The organism is Tsukamurella tyrosinosolvens, from assembly GCF_900104775.1.
GTDB lineage: Bacteria > Actinomycetota > Actinomycetes > Mycobacteriales > Mycobacteriaceae > Tsukamurella > Tsukamurella tyrosinosolvens.
Map to the genome: position 1 here is coordinate 729,352 of NZ_FNSA01000003.1, position 15,141 is coordinate 744,492.

Below are 15,141 nucleotides of genomic sequence, written 5' to 3' on the forward strand. Positions count from 1 at the left end.
GCCGCTACGATTGATCGATGTCGACCAACGAGGGTGCAGGGCGGATCTCGCGGACGGACGACGCGATCCTCAAGCTCAAGGAGATGATCACCGACGGGGAGCTGCCCGCCGGGAGTCGCCTGCCGCGCGAGGCCGACCTCGCCGCGCGACTGGGGTTGTCGCGCAACTCCCTCCGGGAGGCGATCCGCGCGCTGGCGATGCTCCGGATCCTCGATGTGCGCCAGGGCGACGGCACCTACGTCACCAGCCTCGAGCCGACCCTGCTGCTCGACACGATGGGGTTCGTCGTCGACTTCCAGCAGGAGGACTCGGTCCTGCACTTCTTCGAGGTGCGGCGCATCCTCGAGCCGGCCGCCACCGCGATGGCGACGCACCGGATCACGGACGAGGCGCTCGCCGTCCTGGAGGGGACGCTGGCGCTGGGCGGACCCGAAGCGTCGGTGGAGACCTTGGTGCAGCAGGACATCCTGTTCCACCAGACCATCGCCGAGGCGTCCGGCAATCCCGTACTGCGGGCGCTCATCTCGGGTCTCTCCGCGCCCACCCTGCGCGCCCGGATCTGGCGCGGCACCGAGCAGGAGGACGCCCGCGCTCGCACCATCGCCGAGCACCGGCAGATCTACGACGCACTGGTCGCCGGGCAGGCCGACGTCGCCTGTGCGTGCGCGACGGTGCACATCGCCGGCGTCGAGGGATGGATCCGGCGCGCGATGGCGGACGACGCGCCCTAACCGGCGCCCAGTACCGCGGCCGTCTCGGCGAGCCGGGCCGCGAGTGCGGCGCGCACCGCCGGCGGCCCCAGCACGTCGACGTGCGGGAGCGCGCCCCACAGCGTCCAGACCGCGCGACCGATGTCGCTGAAGCCGAGCGTGCCGGCACCGTCGGGCCCGGGCGGCGTGACGACCGTCCCGAACCCGGACAGCTTGGTCCAGCCGTACTCGTCGGCGCGCAGCTCGACGAGCACCGCCTCGTGCCCGGAGCGGAACGAAGCGCGGGACTCCTCGAACTCGGCGGCCAGGTCCACGTCGGCCGGGCGCCGGGCGGGCTCGTCGAGCACGCTCACGGACGTGAACCGCGAGGTCTTGTACGTGCGGCGCTCGCCGTCGCGCAGGGCCATGAGGTACCAGGCCTGCCCGGCGTGGACCAGCCCGACGGGGTCCAGCGTGCGCTCCGCCGCGGCGCCGCCGCGCGGCCGGTAGACGGCCCGCACCCGCAGCCCGTCGATGACCGCGCGCTGCAGCTCGCCGAGGTGCGGGTCGGGCTCGGGCGCGCGGGCGAAACCGTCGGGGCGCACGTGGATCCGCTGGGCGGCGGCCGCCGCTTCCCGACGGTGCGCCTCCGGCAGCGCCGCCGCCACCTTGCGCATCGCGCCCGCGAAGGCGGGGGAGTCGGGCGCCCCCGCGAGCAGGGCCTTCGCCTCGTCGAGCGTGAGGCCCGTGAGGTCGGTGCGGTAGCCGGGGAGCAGGCTGATGCCGCCGCCCCGCCCGCGATCGGTGTAGACGGGGACGCCCGCGACGCCGAGCGCCTCGACGTCGCGCAGCACGGTCCGGGTGGAGACCTCCAGCTCCGCGGCGATCTGCGCGGCCGTCATGGTGCCGCGGTGGCGCAGCAGCATGAGGACGGACAGGAGACGGTCGGCGCGCATGGACCTCAGATTGCCAGACAAAGATGACAGAAGGTGTCATGTTAGGCCGGTTGAATCGTTCCCATGACGAACACAGCCACTGATCCCCGCCCCTCCTACGCCGCCGTCTCCGCCTGGGTGCAGTCCCTGCTCGCGAACATCACCGAGGAGCAGCTCGCGCTGCCCACGCCCTGCGACGAGTTCGACGTCCGCGCCCTGGCCCAGCACATGAACGCCGTCGGCCTGCGCGCCGTCGCCCTCGCCGAATCCGCCACCGTCGAGGGCCAGCCCTTCCTCGCGGAGGACCACGACGCCGCCACCTACGGGGCCACCCGCGAGCGCGCACTCGCCGCCTGGGACGCCGCCCCGCTCGAGCGCGAGGTCACGGTGCCGTGGGGCGTCGTCCCCGGGTTCGCGGCGCTCGGTATGTACGTCAACGAGACCCTCGTGCACGGCTGGGACCTCGCGGTCGCCACCGGTCAGAACGCCGAGTTCCCCGAGCCCGCGCTGCCCGAGGGCGTGCTCGCGGTGGTCAAGAACGTGCTGCCCGCCGTTCGCGGCGGCGACGTGCCCTTCGGGCCGGTCGTCGAGCCGCGCGAGGGCGCCGGCCCCACCGAGCGCCTCGCCAATTGGAACGGCCACCACTGGGCGGCCACCGCATGAGCACCGTCGCGCTGTTCCATTCCGTGCTCGGCGTGCGCCCGGGCGTCCGCGACGCCGCGGATCGTCTGCGGGCCGCCGGGCACGTGGTGCACGTCGTCGATCAGTACGACGGCCGCGTCTTCGATTCGTACGAGGAGGCCTCGGCGTTCGCCGAGGGGATCGGCTACCCGGCGCTCATGGCGTCGGCGCTCGCCGCGGTCGAGGGCCTGCCGGAGGACCTGGTGGTCATGGGCTTCTCCAACGGTGGAGGCATGGCCACCTACGTCGCGGGCAATCGGCCCGTCGCGAGGGCGGTGCTCTGCTCAGGAGCCCTGCCGTTGGACGTGATCGGCCAGGATCACTGGCCGCAGGGCGTGCCCGCGCAGTTGCACTACGCGCTCGACGACCCGTTCCTGCAGGCCGGCTCCGTCGAGTCGGTGCTGCGTTCCGTCGGCGAGGCGGGCGCGATCGGGGAGTACCTCCAGTACCCCGGCGCCGGTCACCTCTTCACGGATCCGTCGCTCCCGGCGGAGTTCGACGGTGCCGCCACCGCGGCGTTCTGGGGCGCGGTGCTGCGGTTCATCGGCGGCGGGAATTCGGCCGTTAGCCATTGACATGAACGCCGGTTGAGGTCCTAGCGTCGAGGCATGAGCATCGAACTGAACCACACCATCGTCGCTGCCACCGACAACCTCGAGACCGCGCGGTTCCTCACCGAACTGCTCGGTCTCGAGGATCCGGTGGACGTGGGCGGCGGCCACTTCCAGCAGGTCCGCCTCGCGAACGACGTCGTCCTCGACGTCATGACCGTGCCGGGGCCGGTGCACCCGCAGCACTACGCCTTCCTCGTCTCGGAGCAGGAGTTCGACGAGATCTTCGCGCGGATCACCGAGCGCGGCCTGGGCTTCTACGCCCAGCCCGACGGTTCCGGGGTCGGCGAGATCAACCACCGCTTCGGCGGCCGCGGCGTCTACTTCCGCTCGCCCGACGGCCACGCCCTGGAGGCTCTCACCGCTGCCTGAGGCCGCGGGCCGCGAAATCGGTTGCCCGAGGCGGCCGCGGCGGTGGATCCTCGACGGATGACGTCGACTCCCACCGTGCGTGTGGTTCCCGCGACCGTGACCCAGCTGGAGGCGCTGCACCGCGGACCCGCGGAGTTCGAGCGGTTGATCGGAGCGCCGATCCCCGACGGCTGGCCGGAGTTCCCCGAGGCGATCGAGCACACGCTGGCCGTCCTCCGGAACGGCGTCCCGGCGGAGTGGTCGATGTACCTGTTCTTCTCCGAGGAGGGTGATCTCGTCGGGTCGGGCGGCTACCACGGGCCGCCGGTCGGCGGCACCGTCGAGATCGGCTACGAGATCGCGCCGGAACACCGCGGGCGCGGCCTCGCGGTCGGCGCGGCGCGCGCCCTCGCCGCGCGGGCTCTCGCGGCGGGTGCCGAGCGAATCGTCGCGCACACCCTCGCGGCTCCGTCGCCGTCGACCGGGGTGCTCGCCGCCCTCGGGTTCGAGCGCGCGGGCGAGGTCGTCGAATCCGAGGACGGTCCGCTCTGGGCGTGGCTTCTCGTACCTGCTCGGTCGCCCGCCTGACGGCGGGCGCGGCCCGCTCAGTCCTCGAACAGCGCGCGGATGTCGGAAGCGGCCAGGCGCGCGTCGAAGCCGCCCTCGCCGCCGACGACGGACTCGAACAGCGCGGCCTTGCGCTCCTTGAGCGCCATGACCTTGTCCTCGATGGTGTCGGCGGAGACCAGCCGGTAGACCATCACGCTGCGCGTCTGACCGATGCGGTGTGCGCGGTCGATGGCCTGCGCCTCCGCCGCCGGGTTCCACCACGGGTCCAGGAGGAAGCAGTAGTCGGCCTGCACCAGGTTCAGGCCGAAGCCGCCGGCCTTGAGCGAGATGAGGAAGACCTGCACCTCGCCGGAGGTGAACTTCTCGATCGCCGCAGGCCGATCGGTGGTCGAGCCGTCGAGGTAGGCGTACTCCACGCCCTCCTCGTCGAGCCGCTCGGCGGCCTTGCGCAGGAATCCGGTGAACTGGCTGAACACCAGCACCGCGTGCTTCTCCTCGAGCAGCTCGTCCAGCTTGTCGGTGAGGTAGTCGAGCTTGGCGACGTCCTCCACCGCCAGCTCCTCGTCCACCAGCGACGGGTCGAGCGCGAGCCGGCGCAGCATCGTCAGCGACCGCAGGATCTCGAACCGGTTGCCCTCGAAGTCGTCGAGCAGGCCCAGCAGCTTCGCCCGCTGGTCCGCGAGCACCCGGTCGTAGGTGTGGCGGTGCTCCTCCGAGAGCTCCACCTGCACCACGGATTCCGTCTTCTCCGGCAGGTCCTTCGCCACGAGGTCCTTGGTGCGGCGCAGCATGAACGGGCGCACGCGCCGCCGCAGGCGGGCCAGCCGGTCGTCGTCGCCGCCGCGCTCGATGGGCCGCCGGTACTCCTCCGCGAACCACGACCGCCCGGGGAACAGCCCCGGCACCGTCAGCGCGGTGAGGGCCCACAGCTCCTCGAGGTGGTTCTCCATCGGGGTGCCCGTCACGGCGAGCGTGAACGCCCGGTCCAGGAGCGAGACCGCGGCGAACGCCTTCGACCGCGGGTTCTTCACGAACTGCGCCTCGTCGAGGATCACGCCCGCCCACGAGACCGCCGCGTACTCCTCGGCGTCAAGCCGCAGCAGCGTGTACGAGGTCAGCACGAGGTCGGCGCCCGCGACCGCCGAGGCGATCGACGTGCCCGATTTCCGAGCGGTCTCGGAGACCACCGCCACCGACAGGTGCGGCGCGAACCGCCTGCATTCCGCGGCCCAGTTGCTCACCACCGACGTCGGCGCCACCACCAGGAACGGGCCGGGCCGCTCCGGCGCGCGCTCGTGCGCGCGGCAGATCAGCGCGAGCGTCTGCACGGTCTTGCCGAGGCCCATGTCGTCGGCGAGGATGCCGCCGAAGTCGTTGTCGTACAAGAACGACAGCCAGTCCAGGCCGTCGCGCTGGTACGGCCGGAGCTCGGCCCGCAGGGTCGACGGTGCCTCCTGCCGTGCCAGGTCGCCCGCCGTCAGGGCGCCCACCCGGCGGGACCAGTCACCGTCGAAGTCGGTGGCGTCGGCGAGGTCCGCGAGGTCGTCGACGAGGCCCGCCTGGAACCGGCTGATCCGCAGTCCCCGGTCGTCGGAGCCGGGCGTGCCGGACCGCGCGCCGCGGCGCGCACCGCGGGCCGGCAGGTCCCGCGCCTCGCCGATGAGCTCGCGCAGCCGGTCGAAGCGCTCGCCGTCGATGCGGGCGAGCACGCCGCCGGGGGTGACGAGGGTGTCGTGGCCCGCGGCGACGGCGGTGAAGACGTCCCGGAACGGGACCTCCTCGCCGTCGACCTCCACGGCGACCTCGAGGTCGAACCAGTCCGTCGACGCGTTGTCGGACTCCGACCGCACCCGCACGGACACCGACGCCGAGCTCTGCGCCCAGCGGAAGCCGGGATCGTCGGCGACCTCCACGACGACCGACGGCACCGACCGCAGCACGGGCGCGACCTCGGCCAGCCACACCGCGGCCTCGGTGCCCCGGTAGAAGCCCTGCGAGTGGTCCACGCCGACGGCGGCCTCGCGCAGCGCGACGGCCATCGCCCGGGTGATCCGCTGCTGCCCGACGGCGTCCGCGAGGCCGGCCGGCTCGCGCCCGAGGACGAAGTCGCGGGTCTCGCCGCCGACGGTGTACCGCCACTTCCAGTCGACCTCGAGCTCGGCGGCCTCGGGGTAGTAGCGGGCCGTGCACAGCAACTCCGGGCCCGACACCTCCACCTCGCCGACCAACTGGTCCGGATCCCGGACAGGTGCGACGGCCGCGAGGTAGGGCAGGTACTTCTCGCGCAGCTCCGGCACCGCCTCCGCGGGCACCTGCACCGGGGTGAAGCGGCGCAGCGCGGTCGTGTGCTGCGCGGTCAGCGGCGGGTCGAGCGGGGCGAGCCGCAGCACGTCGCCGTCCTGCTGGAAGACGCCGAGGGCGCGGTGGGCGCCGAGCAGCCCGCCGGTGAAGGGCCGCGGGCCGTCGCCGAAGTCGACCTCCCGGTCCAGCTCGACGCTTCCGCCCACGGAACGGGTGACGAGGCCGAGTCGCGTCGGCGGGCCGAGGATCACGCTGCCGCGCGCCTTCTTGTTCAGCAGCGGGACGCCGGCGTCGCGGACGGCGCGCAGCTGGTCCCACAGCAGCGGGGTGTCGACCATGCCGAGGTCGGCCCACGCGTCCACGCCGTACAGCGACCAGGTGATGAGCTGCGCGAGCGGCGCGAGGACGTCGCGCTGCGCGGGCGCGACGCGCGGCGCGGTGGCGATGGTGCGCCAGCGGACGTCGCCCGCCACCCACGAGCCGTCGCGCATGCCGGGCGTCGCGAGCCGCACCTGCAGGCGCTGGCCGGAGACGACGCCGCGCTCGTCGACGTCGAATTGCAGCGCGACGGGCAGCACGGCGGCGCTGGCGCGCGGGGCCTCGGGCAGCAGGGCGGCGAGCTGGCGCTCCCACGGATCCGGCTGCGGGATCTCGCTCTCCTCGACGTCCTCCGCGGTGAGTTCGAGCAGCAGCGCGGCGCCGTGCTTGCAGTTCATCTGGACCGGGCAGGTGCAGATGCTCCGCACGGGTCGCCACCTGTGTGCGGTGGGGGCGATCGAGACCTGCGTGTCGTACTCCAACGTGCCGGCGACGACGCCCGTGACGAGGCGCTTCTCGTCGTCCCATTCGAGGTCGCCGATGAGGCCGGTGCCCACGTACTCGCCGGCGCGACGCACGGTCGGCCCCCCGAAGAATCCGATCAGGTCCTCGGGGGTGAACGAGGGCCCTCCGCCGGCAGTCGATGCGCTCATGGTCAAGCGGACAGTCTAGCGCGGGTCGGTGAACCCCCGCAGCGCCGTGCGGCGGGGGCCCGGATCGCCCAGGAGGACGCCGCGCATCGACGCCACCTGCGCGCGCAGGGCGGTGACGACCGCGGCCACTTCGCGCCGCTGCGTCGCCTCGGGCCGCACCACCATCCAGTACTCGAGTTGCACGGAGACCTCGTCGGGCAGCACCCGCACCAGGTCGGGGCGGGCGTCGGCGAGGAAGCAGGGGAGCAGGCCCAGCCCGGCGCCGGCGCACGTGGCCTCGACGTGGACGAGGACGTTCGTCGAGCTGAGCCGGTCGGTCATGTCGGGCACGAGGACGCGGGCGAGGTCCAGGTCGTCGACGGTGAGCATCGAGTCGATGAAGTAGACCAGGGGCCGCCCGGCCAGGTCGCGCGACCGTTCCGGGGTCCCGTCGGCGGCGAGGTACTCCCGCGAGCCGTACAGGCCGAGCCGGTAGGGCGCGAGGAGCTCGGGCTCGACGCGGTAGGTCTCGGGCCGCCCCACCACGACCTCGATGTCCACGCCGGAGCGGGTCGACGGTGCGCGGCGCGTCACGGTCAGCAGGTCGACGGACAGCCGCGGGTGCGCGCGCCCCAGTTCCGCGATCGCGGGCGCCACGACGCGCGCGCTGAAGCCGTCGGTCGCGGCGATGCGGACCTTGCCGTGCAGGTCGTCGGCGGTGTCGGCGTCGAGGCCGTGGAGCACCGCCTCGATCCGTTCCGCCGCGGCGACGCCCGAGCGGCCCAGCTCGGTGAGCTCCCACCCGGCGGCGCCGCGGGCCAGCAGCGGCCCGCCGAGCGCCTGTTCCAGTGCCGCCACCCGGCGCGAGGCGGTGGTGTGGTTGATGCCCAGGAGGTCGGCCGCGGCGGTGTAGCGACCGGTCCGCGCGACGGCCAGCAGGGTGAGCAGGCCGTCGGCGCTCGGCTCAGGAGTGTGCATGGATGCAGATCCGATCCGCGGATGTGGGCATTGTGTGTGCGATTTTATCCATACATACTGCGTTGAGCATGGCGTGCGTCACATCCGTTCGGCGCCGTGATCCGTCGCACAAGGAGTGGATATGACGCAGACCGACCTGGAGCAGCCGCGCGGGCTCCGGAAGATCGTCGCCGCGTCGATGGCCGGCACGGTCGTCGAGTGGTACGAGTTCTTCCTCTACGGCATCGCCGCCACGGTGGTGTTCAACAAGATCTTCTTCAAGGCCGGCGCCAGCGAGTACGACGCCATCATCGCGGCGTTCGTGACCTACGCGGTGGGCTTCGCGGCCAGGCCGATCGGCGGCATCGTCTTCGGCCACCTGGGCGACAAGCTCGGCCGCAAGAAGCTGCTGCAGGTCTCGATCCTCATGGTCGGCGTCGCCACCTTCCTCATGGGCTGCCTGCCCACCTTCGACCAGATCGGCTACTGGGCGCCCTTCCTGCTCGTGGTCCTGCGCTTCATCCAGGGCTTCGCCGTGGGCGGCGAGTGGGGCGGCGCGGTACTGCTCGTCGCGGAGCACAGCCCGAACAAGTCCCGCGGTTTCTGGGCGTCGTGGCCGCAGGCCGGCGTTCCGGGCGGCAACCTGGCCGCCACCGTCGTGCTGCTGATCCTGACCAACGTCCTCTCCGAGGCCGACTTCCTCGCCTGGGGCTGGCGCGTCGCGTTCTGGCTGTCGGCCGTGATCGTCCTGGTGGGCTACTACATCCGCACCCAGGTCGACGAGTCGCCGCTGTTCAAGGAGGCCCAGCAGGAGATCGAGAAGGAGAAGGCCGTCTCGTACGGCGTCGTCGAGGTCGTCAAGCGCTACCCCCGCGGCGTGCTCTCGGCCATGGGCCTGCGCTTCGGCGAGAACATCTTCTACTACCTCGTGGTCACCTTCTCGATCACGTACCTCAAGACCGTCGTGAAGATGGACACCTCCGACATCCTGATGTGGCTGCTCATCGCGCACGCCGTGCACTTCGCGGTCATGCCGCTGGCGGGTGCGCTCACCGACCGGGTCGGCCGCCGCCCCGTCTACTGGCTGGGCGCGGCGCTCGCCGCGACGTGGGGCTTCTTCGCCTTCCCGATGTTCGACACCGGCCACGGCGTCGTGGTCGTCGCCGCCGTGACGATCGGCCTCATGTTCCACGCGCTGATGTACGCGCCGCAGCCCGCGATCATGGCGGAGTCCTTCCCGACCCGCATGCGCTACTCGGGCGTCTCGGTCGCCGCCCAGGTCACCTCGGTCGTCGCCGGCTCGCTCGCGCCGATCATCGCGACCAAGCTGCTCAAGGACTTCGGTTCGTCGGTGCCGGTCGCGGTCTACCTCGCCATCGCCTGCGGCATCACCTTCCTGGCCGTCTTCTTCGTCCGGGAGACCAAGGGCATCGACCTCGCCACCATCGACGAGGAGGACCGGGCGGCCCTGCGGGCGGAGCGGGCCACCGGGGCGCGCGCGTGAAGGCGATGGTGACGGGCGGCGCCGCGGGGATCGGGGCGGCCGTCGCGCGCCGCCTCGCCGCCGACGGTGCCGCCGTCACCGTCGTCGATCGCGACGGGGCCGCGGCCGCGGACCTCGCCGGGGAGATCGGCGGCACCGCGCTCGCGCTCGACCTCACCGATACCGCCGCCCTCGCGGACCTGAGCCTCGACGTCGACGTGCTGGTCAACAACGCGGGCGTGCAGCACGTCGCGCCGATCGAGGACTTCGACCCGGCGTGGTTCCACCGCATCCTGACCCTGATGCTGGAGGCGCCGTTCCTTCTCACCCGCGCCGCGCTGCCCGGCATGTACGAGCGCGGCTTCGGCCGGATCGTCCACGTCTCGTCCGTGCACGGGCTGCGCGCCTCGAAGTACAAGGCCGCCTACGTCGCGGCGAAGCACGGCGTGGAGGGCCTGTCCAAGGTCACCGCGCTCGAGGGCGGCGAGCGCGGCGTCACCAGCAACTGCGTGAACCCCGGCTACGTGCGCACCGCGCTGGTCGCGAAGCAGATCGCCGAGCAGGCCGCCGCCCACGGGATCAGCGAGCAGCGGGTGACCGACGAGGTATTCCTCGCCCGCCCGGCGATCAAGCGCCTCATCGAGCCCGACGAGGTGGCGGGCCTGGTCGCGTGGCTGTGCAGCCCCGCCGCCGCGATGGTCACGGGCGCCGCGTACACGATGGACGGCGGCTGGACGGCCAACTGATCGCCTGGCAGTCTCCTGGCAATGCGCGCCTGAGTTGGAACGCCGCAGTCGCAACGGCTACCGTACGAAGGGCCTGTGACCAGGTATTGCTGTGCTGTAGTCAGGATTGTTGATCAGTGGGTGTGGACCAGACGATGAGCGAACGCGGCGTCGAGCCGACGCCTGAGCCCGTGGCGGTGACGCCCGCGCCCGAGCAGCCCGCGCCCGCGAGTGCACCAGCGGCGGCGGCACCGTCGAAGCCCAAGCGCGCCGGCGGGCACCTGTACGAGCTCGACATCGTGCGCATCGTGACCTTCGCGGGCGTCATCTTCGACCACTGCGTCTCCGGCACGACGTTCCCGTTCAGCGTCGCCTCGAACGCGATCCAGACGATCTTCCACTACACGCGCAACGCCTTCTTCGCGCTGACCGGCTTCGTGCTGGTGTACCAGTACCGCGATCGCAAGCTCGACCCGATCGACTTCTGGCGCCGCCGGTACAAGGCGGTGGGCCTGCCGTTCCTGACCTGGAGCGTCTTCTACTGGCTCTATCACATGTACGTGATGTGGCCGCCCGCGTTCTCCAACGTCACGCGGACGTTCGAGACGTGGGAGTCGACGAAGGCCGCGCTCAAGGTGCTCGCCTACGACCTGTTCACCGGCGACGCCTGGTACCACCTCTACTTCGTCTTCGTGACGATGCAGGTGTACCTGATCTTCCCGTTCCTGCTGAAGTTCCTCCGCTGGACGATGGGGTACCACAAGTACCTGCTGGCGGCGAGCTTCGTCTTCCACCTGATCCTGCTGCACTACATGACCACCGCGCGCCCGGAGATGTTCAACTACGGGCTGCTCGCGAAGCTGTGGAACCACCTGCCGGCGACGATCTTCCCGTACCAGTTCTTCACCCTGCTCGGCTGTGTCGCGGCCATGCACATCGAGGAGGTGCGGGCCTGGTTCTCGCGCTTCCGCGGGCGCGTCATCACGATCGCGATCGGCGTCGTCATCGTCACCCTGATCGCGTACGGCTATAAGACCAGCATGGTCGGGATGTTCCCCACGGACGCGGCGAACGTCTTCCGCCCCTACGCCGCCGTGATGTTCGTGATGATCATCCTGGCGCTCTACGCGGCCGGCACCTACTGGTCCGACTACCGCACCGCGGGCTCCTTCTGGGACAAGTTCCTCAAGACCGCCTCCGACCGCTCCTTCGGCATCTTCCTGGTGCACGCCTTCGCGCTGCAGGAGCTTGCGCCGACGATCCAGCGCTTCCGGTTCGACGTCTACGCCCCGATCCTCACCATCGGCACGTTCATCGTCACCGCGTTCTTCACCGTCGCGATCAGCGAGGTGCTGCGCCGCACGCCGGTCAGCCTGTGGACCACCGGCCGCAAGATGATCCCGATGGCGAAGCAGAGCCGGAACGTCTCGATCGGCATCGGCGTCGCGATGATCGTGATCGGCGCGCTCTTCTACTGGCCGCTCGACGTGCCCGCCGGCGCGGTCTCGGTGACCCTCGGCGCGGTCCTGCTGCTCTGGCAGGCCCTCGGCCGCACGGTCTTCGCCGGCCCTGCGGGCGCCCGCCCCGCGGTCGTCACGTCCTAGCGCTCGCGCGCCACCCGCCCGTCTGCCGCCGTCCCTCCGCCCGGCGCAATCCCGCCAGCGCGCGGGTTGCGGCGTGGTATCCGCACATGCCGTGGGCGGCGGGGCCGGGTGGTGTTGCGGCGGAGCAGATGTACATGCCGGGCACGCCGAGGTCGTAGGGCTGCAGGGTGATCCGCGGCCCGAAGACGAGCTGGAGCGGGTCTTTGGAACCGGTGTTGATGTCGCCGCCGACGAAGTTGGCGTTGTAGCGGGACATCTCGGTGGTGGAGCACACGGCGGTGCCGACGATGCGTTCGCGGAAGCCGGGGGCGAAGCGTTCGATCTGGGCGATGATGGCCTCGGTGGCGTCGCCTGTGTAGCCGTTCGGCACGTGGGCGTAGGACCAGACGGGGTGCACATCCCCGGCGCTGCGCGTGGGGTCGGCGAGGTACTGCTGGCCGACGAGGACGAAGGGCCGCTCCGGCATCCGCCCGGCGGCGATCTCCCGTTCGCTCCCCGCCGTTTCGGCGTACTCGCCCCCGAGGTGGACAGTGCTGGAGCGCCGCGCATCGTCGTTGCTCCAGGGGACACCGCCCTGCACGGCGAAATCCACCTTGAACGCCCCGGGCCCGCGCCGGAAGCGCTCGAAGGCACGTCGCACCCGGTTCGGCAGCCGATCGCCGACGATGCCGGCCACCTGCGCGGGATCCAGGTCGAAGAGCACGAGATCGCTGCCCGGCAGGTCGCCGAGCGACGTGACGCGGGCACCGGTCTCGATATCGCCGCCGAGCTCGGTGAGCTCCGCCGCCAGCGCCGTGGCGATCGCCCCGGAGCCGCCCTCGGCCACCTGCCAGCCGTAGGCGTGGCCGGCCGACAGCAGGCCCAGCCCGATCGCCGAGGTCATCGGCTGATGCAGCGGCCGGAAGGTGTGCGCGGCGATGCCGCCCCACAGCGCTCGCGCCTGCGGGGTGCGGAACGCGCGGGCCAGCAGCGACGCGGGCAGCGGGGCCGCCGCCCCGAAGCGCGCCAGGAGGATCGGGTGCTTCGGCACGCGGAGCAGGGGCGAGAGGATCGCCGGACCCACCTTGTCGATGTTCTCGACAGTGCGGGCGAACAATCCCCGCCACAGCGCACCGTCGGCCCCGAGACCGACGGCGGTCTCGGCGACGGACCGCCGCAGCACCCCGCCGGTGCCGTCGTCGAGCGGCTGCACGCAATCGATGTCGGCGGAGCGCCACCGCAGGCCGTGCCGCGCGAGGTCGAGCGACCTCAGGAACGGCGAGCCCACGGCCATGGGATGCATGGCGGCGCAGTGGTCGTGGATCAGTCCCGGGACGATGCCTTCGAAGGAGCGGATGCCACCGCCGACGGTGCCGGCCGCTTCGAGGACCGTGACGTCGACTCCCGCACGGGCCAGGGTGATGGCGGCGGCGAGGCCGTTGGGGCCGGCGCCGACGACGGTGGCGGTGCTCATGCCCCGACCGCCCGACGATCGCCGCTGGGCGTGCCGGTGCGCATCTTCGACCAGGTGGGGGTGTGCGGGGTGGGGCCGTCGGGCAGCCAGGGCTGCGTCTCGGTGACCTCGTGCACGTTCCAGGTGCCCTCCTCGACGACGCCCAGGGCGGCGTCGATCACCTTGTACGCCTGCGTCTTCTTGTGCACCGGCTGGGATTCGACCCAGACGATGACGCATTCGCCGGGCTCGAACCGCGCCTCGTCCTGCACCGCGCGGATCATGTCCACGTCGTGCAGATGTCCGTCGCCGAAGTTGAAGCCGAGGATCGAGTTGCAGAGGAACTCGGCCTCCCGGACGGTGCGGCTGTCGATGTCGGGCAGGGTGGCGAGCAGCACCGAGAAGAGGCCGCGCCCCTGGCTGTGCAGCGAGCGCCAGCCGATGGTCATCTGCAATGTGATCTCCGCCCACAGCGGCGGATAGCCGGCGGCGATGAACTGGTCGATCTGGTTGGGTGCGGACCGGGTGACCCGATTGAGCTTCTCCTCCGCACCCGGCGTGAAGGTCCACAGCGCGGTGGCCCAGTTGCCGGCGTACTGGCGCATCGACGGCAGGAACGAGACCTTGTCCGGACGGAAGTTGCCGAGGATCGGGAAGAAAGCGAGGCCCGCGGTGATGACGATCGTGAGCCAGGCGGGGTTCATGTCCCACAGCGCGTAGCCGCTGTCGGCGGGGAAGTCGATGAACAGGAAGATCGCGGTGTAGCCGAACAGCAGGTTCCACTCCAGCGGCACGGCGAGCGGGAAGGTGGAGATGATGAACAGGTGGTAGAGGCACATGAACACGGCCGCCACGACGGTCACGGTGCGGTTGGTCGAGAACAGCAGGATCAGCGGCGCGATGATTTCGACGACCACGCCGGGGCCGTGCGCCATGAAGCGCGCGAAGCCGGACGGGCGCATGTCCTGCGGGAAGTCCTTGTACTGCAGCTTCTTGAACCAACTGCCGGGCACGAGCGGGCTGTTGGAGACCATGGGCGGGATGACCATGGTGAAGTGGTGGTTGCACTTGGACAGGCCCGCGCCGACCCAGACCACGCCGATGACCAGCTTGAGCGCGATGATCATGTTCACGAAGCCGTGCTCGCCGAAGAGGAGCGGCAGAATCGCGAAGGCCAGCATCGGCGGCAGGTACTGCTCGCCGCGCGCGGCGAGGAAGATCGTCTTGTCGCGCAGCCCGATCAGGATCAGCAGCGCGACCGGTGCGATCAGCAACTCGGGGCGCATCAGGCCGTGCGAGGCGTCGATGCCGAGCGCGGCCATCGCGCCGTCGAAACCGCCGAGGCCCCGCACCCCGGGCAGCGCGATGGCCACCAGGAGCGAGACCAGCATCGCGAGATACACGACGACGTCGAAGGGAGTGCGGCGATCACCGTTCGTGCCGGGGACCCACTTCCAAGGGCGCAGCCGGATCGTGCCGGGCCGGGCCCAGAACAGGATTCCGCCGGTCATCGGTTTCGCCTTGCCGGCGAGCGGGCCCCACGAGCCCGCGACCCCGATCGCCTCCAGCAGCACCGTCCACAGCACCAGCTTCTGGTACACGATGGGCTGGTTCCACCATTCGCCCAGGGCGAAGGGCTGCATCCCGGAGGTGAGCGTGGCCAGCGCCACGCCGCCGAGGCCGTAGAAGACGAACAGCTTGACGACGTAGATCACGTGGATCATGTACGGGGTGCCGAAGCCGAATTCGGCCCACTGCGTGCTGAGGACGCGGATGCGTTCCATGAGGGGGCGCTGGAGGAATTCCTCGGGTTCCACTGCGGGAAACACCGGATCCTTGAATCCCATGATGA

At 71.2% G+C, this 15,141-nt stretch carries 13 protein-coding genes; 8 read left to right on the forward strand and 5 right to left on the reverse strand.

What is annotated here, in order from left to right; translation table 11 throughout:
- Positions 1-17: 17 nt before the first annotated feature.
- The gene (locus tag BLW32_RS04980; protein WP_211132814.1) at positions 18-731 is read left to right on the forward strand and encodes a FadR/GntR family transcriptional regulator; all 714 of its coding nucleotides are present in this window, start codon (positions 18-20) and stop codon (positions 729-731) included.
- Here the strand turns inward: BLW32_RS04980 and BLW32_RS04985 are convergent.
- Complete coding sequence (locus tag BLW32_RS04985; protein WP_068740849.1) at positions 728-1,645, reverse strand: helix-turn-helix transcriptional regulator; 918 nt, start codon at positions 1,643-1,645, stop codon at positions 728-730. The two genes, BLW32_RS04980 and BLW32_RS04985, sit on opposite strands and share 4 nt — an antisense overlap.
- A 63-nt stretch (positions 1,646-1,708) precedes the next feature.
- Here BLW32_RS04985 and BLW32_RS04990 point away from each other — a divergent pair, with 63 nt between their 5' ends.
- From BLW32_RS04990 to BLW32_RS05005, 4 genes are read left to right on the forward strand one after another with little or no spacing between them, the layout of a single operon-like run.
- Positions 1,709-2,287, forward strand: a complete 579-nt coding sequence (locus tag BLW32_RS04990) for a TIGR03086 family metal-binding protein (RefSeq protein WP_068523991.1) — start codon at positions 1,709-1,711, stop codon at positions 2,285-2,287.
- Positions 2,284-2,880 carry a dienelactone hydrolase family protein gene (locus BLW32_RS04995; protein ID WP_068740850.1) on the forward strand — a complete coding sequence of 199 codons (597 nt, stop codon included), beginning with the start codon at positions 2,284-2,286 and terminating at the stop codon, positions 2,878-2,880. Before BLW32_RS04990 ends, BLW32_RS04995 begins: the two co-directional genes overlap by 4 nt.
- Positions 2,881-2,913: 33 nt before the next feature.
- Positions 2,914-3,288, forward strand: coding sequence for a VOC family protein (locus tag BLW32_RS05000; RefSeq protein WP_068523995.1), 375 nt, complete (start codon positions 2,914-2,916; stop codon positions 3,286-3,288).
- Between the two features lie 57 nt (positions 3,289-3,345).
- Positions 3,346-3,855: a GNAT family N-acetyltransferase gene (locus BLW32_RS05005; RefSeq protein WP_114515002.1), complete on the forward strand. Its 510-nt coding sequence runs from the start codon at positions 3,346-3,348 to the stop codon at positions 3,853-3,855.
- Between the two features lie 17 nt (positions 3,856-3,872).
- Here BLW32_RS05005 and BLW32_RS05010 read toward each other — a convergent pair whose 3' ends face one another.
- Both BLW32_RS05010 and BLW32_RS05015 read right to left on the reverse strand, forming a co-directional pair.
- A complete protein-coding gene (locus BLW32_RS05010; RefSeq protein ID WP_068740851.1) occupies positions 3,873-7,109 on the reverse strand; it encodes a DEAD/DEAH box helicase in 3,237 nt (1,078 codons plus the stop codon).
- A gap of 15 nt (positions 7,110-7,124) precedes the next feature.
- Positions 7,125-8,066 (reverse strand): LysR family transcriptional regulator, encoded by a 942-nt coding sequence (locus tag BLW32_RS05015; RefSeq protein ID WP_068523999.1) that lies wholly within the window; start codon positions 8,064-8,066, stop codon positions 7,125-7,127.
- A 121-nt stretch (positions 8,067-8,187) separates the two neighbouring features.
- Between BLW32_RS05015 and BLW32_RS05020 the strand changes: the two genes are divergently transcribed.
- The 3 genes from BLW32_RS05020 to BLW32_RS05030 all read left to right on the forward strand — a co-directional run bounded on the left by BLW32_RS05020 (position 8,188) and on the right by BLW32_RS05030 (position 11,857).
- Entirely contained in the window at positions 8,188-9,549 is a 1,362-nt protein-coding gene (locus tag BLW32_RS05020; protein ID WP_068740852.1) for an MFS transporter, read from the forward strand.
- A gap of 5 nt (positions 9,550-9,554) precedes the next feature.
- The gene (locus BLW32_RS05025; RefSeq protein WP_068741216.1) at positions 9,555-10,274 is read left to right on the forward strand and encodes a 3-hydroxybutyrate dehydrogenase; all 720 of its coding nucleotides are present in this window, start codon (positions 9,555-9,557) and stop codon (positions 10,272-10,274) included.
- Between the two features lie 134 nt (positions 10,275-10,408).
- Positions 10,409-11,857, forward strand: a complete 1,449-nt coding sequence (locus BLW32_RS05030; RefSeq protein WP_139286077.1) for an acyltransferase — start codon at positions 10,409-10,411, stop codon at positions 11,855-11,857.
- Here the strand turns inward: BLW32_RS05030 and BLW32_RS05035 are convergent.
- Both BLW32_RS05035 and BLW32_RS05040 read right to left on the reverse strand, forming a co-directional pair.
- Positions 11,847-13,310 carry a phytoene desaturase family protein gene (locus BLW32_RS05035; RefSeq protein ID WP_068524005.1) on the reverse strand — a complete coding sequence of 488 codons (1,464 nt, stop codon included), beginning with the start codon at positions 13,308-13,310 and terminating at the stop codon, positions 11,847-11,849. The two genes, BLW32_RS05030 and BLW32_RS05035, sit on opposite strands and share 11 nt — an antisense overlap.
- Positions 13,307-15,136 (reverse strand): DUF3556 domain-containing protein, encoded by a 1,830-nt coding sequence (locus BLW32_RS05040; RefSeq protein ID WP_068740853.1) that lies wholly within the window; start codon positions 15,134-15,136, stop codon positions 13,307-13,309. The genes BLW32_RS05035 and BLW32_RS05040 overlap by 4 nt, the downstream gene beginning before the upstream one ends.
- Positions 15,137-15,141: the final 5 nt, after the last annotated feature.

Excerpts from the sequence above, each read along its gene's own strand:
- BLW32_RS05030 (WP_139286077.1), top strand. The coding sequence starts at position 10,409 with ATGAGCGAACGCGGCGTCGAGCCGACGCCTGAGCCCGTGGCGGTGACG.
- BLW32_RS04980 (WP_211132814.1), top strand. The coding sequence starts at position 18 with ATGTCGACCAACGAGGGTGCAGGGCGGATCTCGCGGACGGACGACGCG.
- BLW32_RS04985 (WP_068740849.1), bottom strand. The coding sequence starts at position 1,645 with ATGCGCGCCGACCGTCTCCTGTCCGTCCTCATGCTGCTGCGCCACCGC.
- BLW32_RS04990 (WP_068523991.1), top strand. The coding sequence starts at position 1,709 with ATGACGAACACAGCCACTGATCCCCGCCCCTCCTACGCCGCCGTCTCC.
- BLW32_RS05020 (WP_068740852.1), top strand. The coding sequence starts at position 8,188 with ATGACGCAGACCGACCTGGAGCAGCCGCGCGGGCTCCGGAAGATCGTC.
- BLW32_RS04995 (WP_068740850.1), top strand. The coding sequence starts at position 2,284 with ATGAGCACCGTCGCGCTGTTCCATTCCGTGCTCGGCGTGCGCCCGGGC.
- BLW32_RS05015 (WP_068523999.1), bottom strand. The coding sequence starts at position 8,066 with ATGCACACTCCTGAGCCGAGCGCCGACGGCCTGCTCACCCTGCTGGCC.
- BLW32_RS05035 (WP_068524005.1), bottom strand. The coding sequence starts at position 13,310 with ATGAGCACCGCCACCGTCGTCGGCGCCGGCCCCAACGGCCTCGCCGCC.
- BLW32_RS05000 (WP_068523995.1), top strand. The coding sequence starts at position 2,914 with ATGAGCATCGAACTGAACCACACCATCGTCGCTGCCACCGACAACCTC.
- BLW32_RS05025 (WP_068741216.1), top strand. The coding sequence starts at position 9,555 with ATGGTGACGGGCGGCGCCGCGGGGATCGGGGCGGCCGTCGCGCGCCGC.
- BLW32_RS05010 (WP_068740851.1), bottom strand. The coding sequence starts at position 7,109 with ATGAGCGCATCGACTGCCGGCGGAGGGCCCTCGTTCACCCCCGAGGAC.
- BLW32_RS05005 (WP_114515002.1), top strand. The coding sequence starts at position 3,346 with ATGACGTCGACTCCCACCGTGCGTGTGGTTCCCGCGACCGTGACCCAG.
- BLW32_RS05040 (WP_068740853.1), bottom strand. The coding sequence starts at position 15,136 with ATGGGATTCAAGGATCCGGTGTTTCCCGCAGTGGAACCCGAGGAATTC.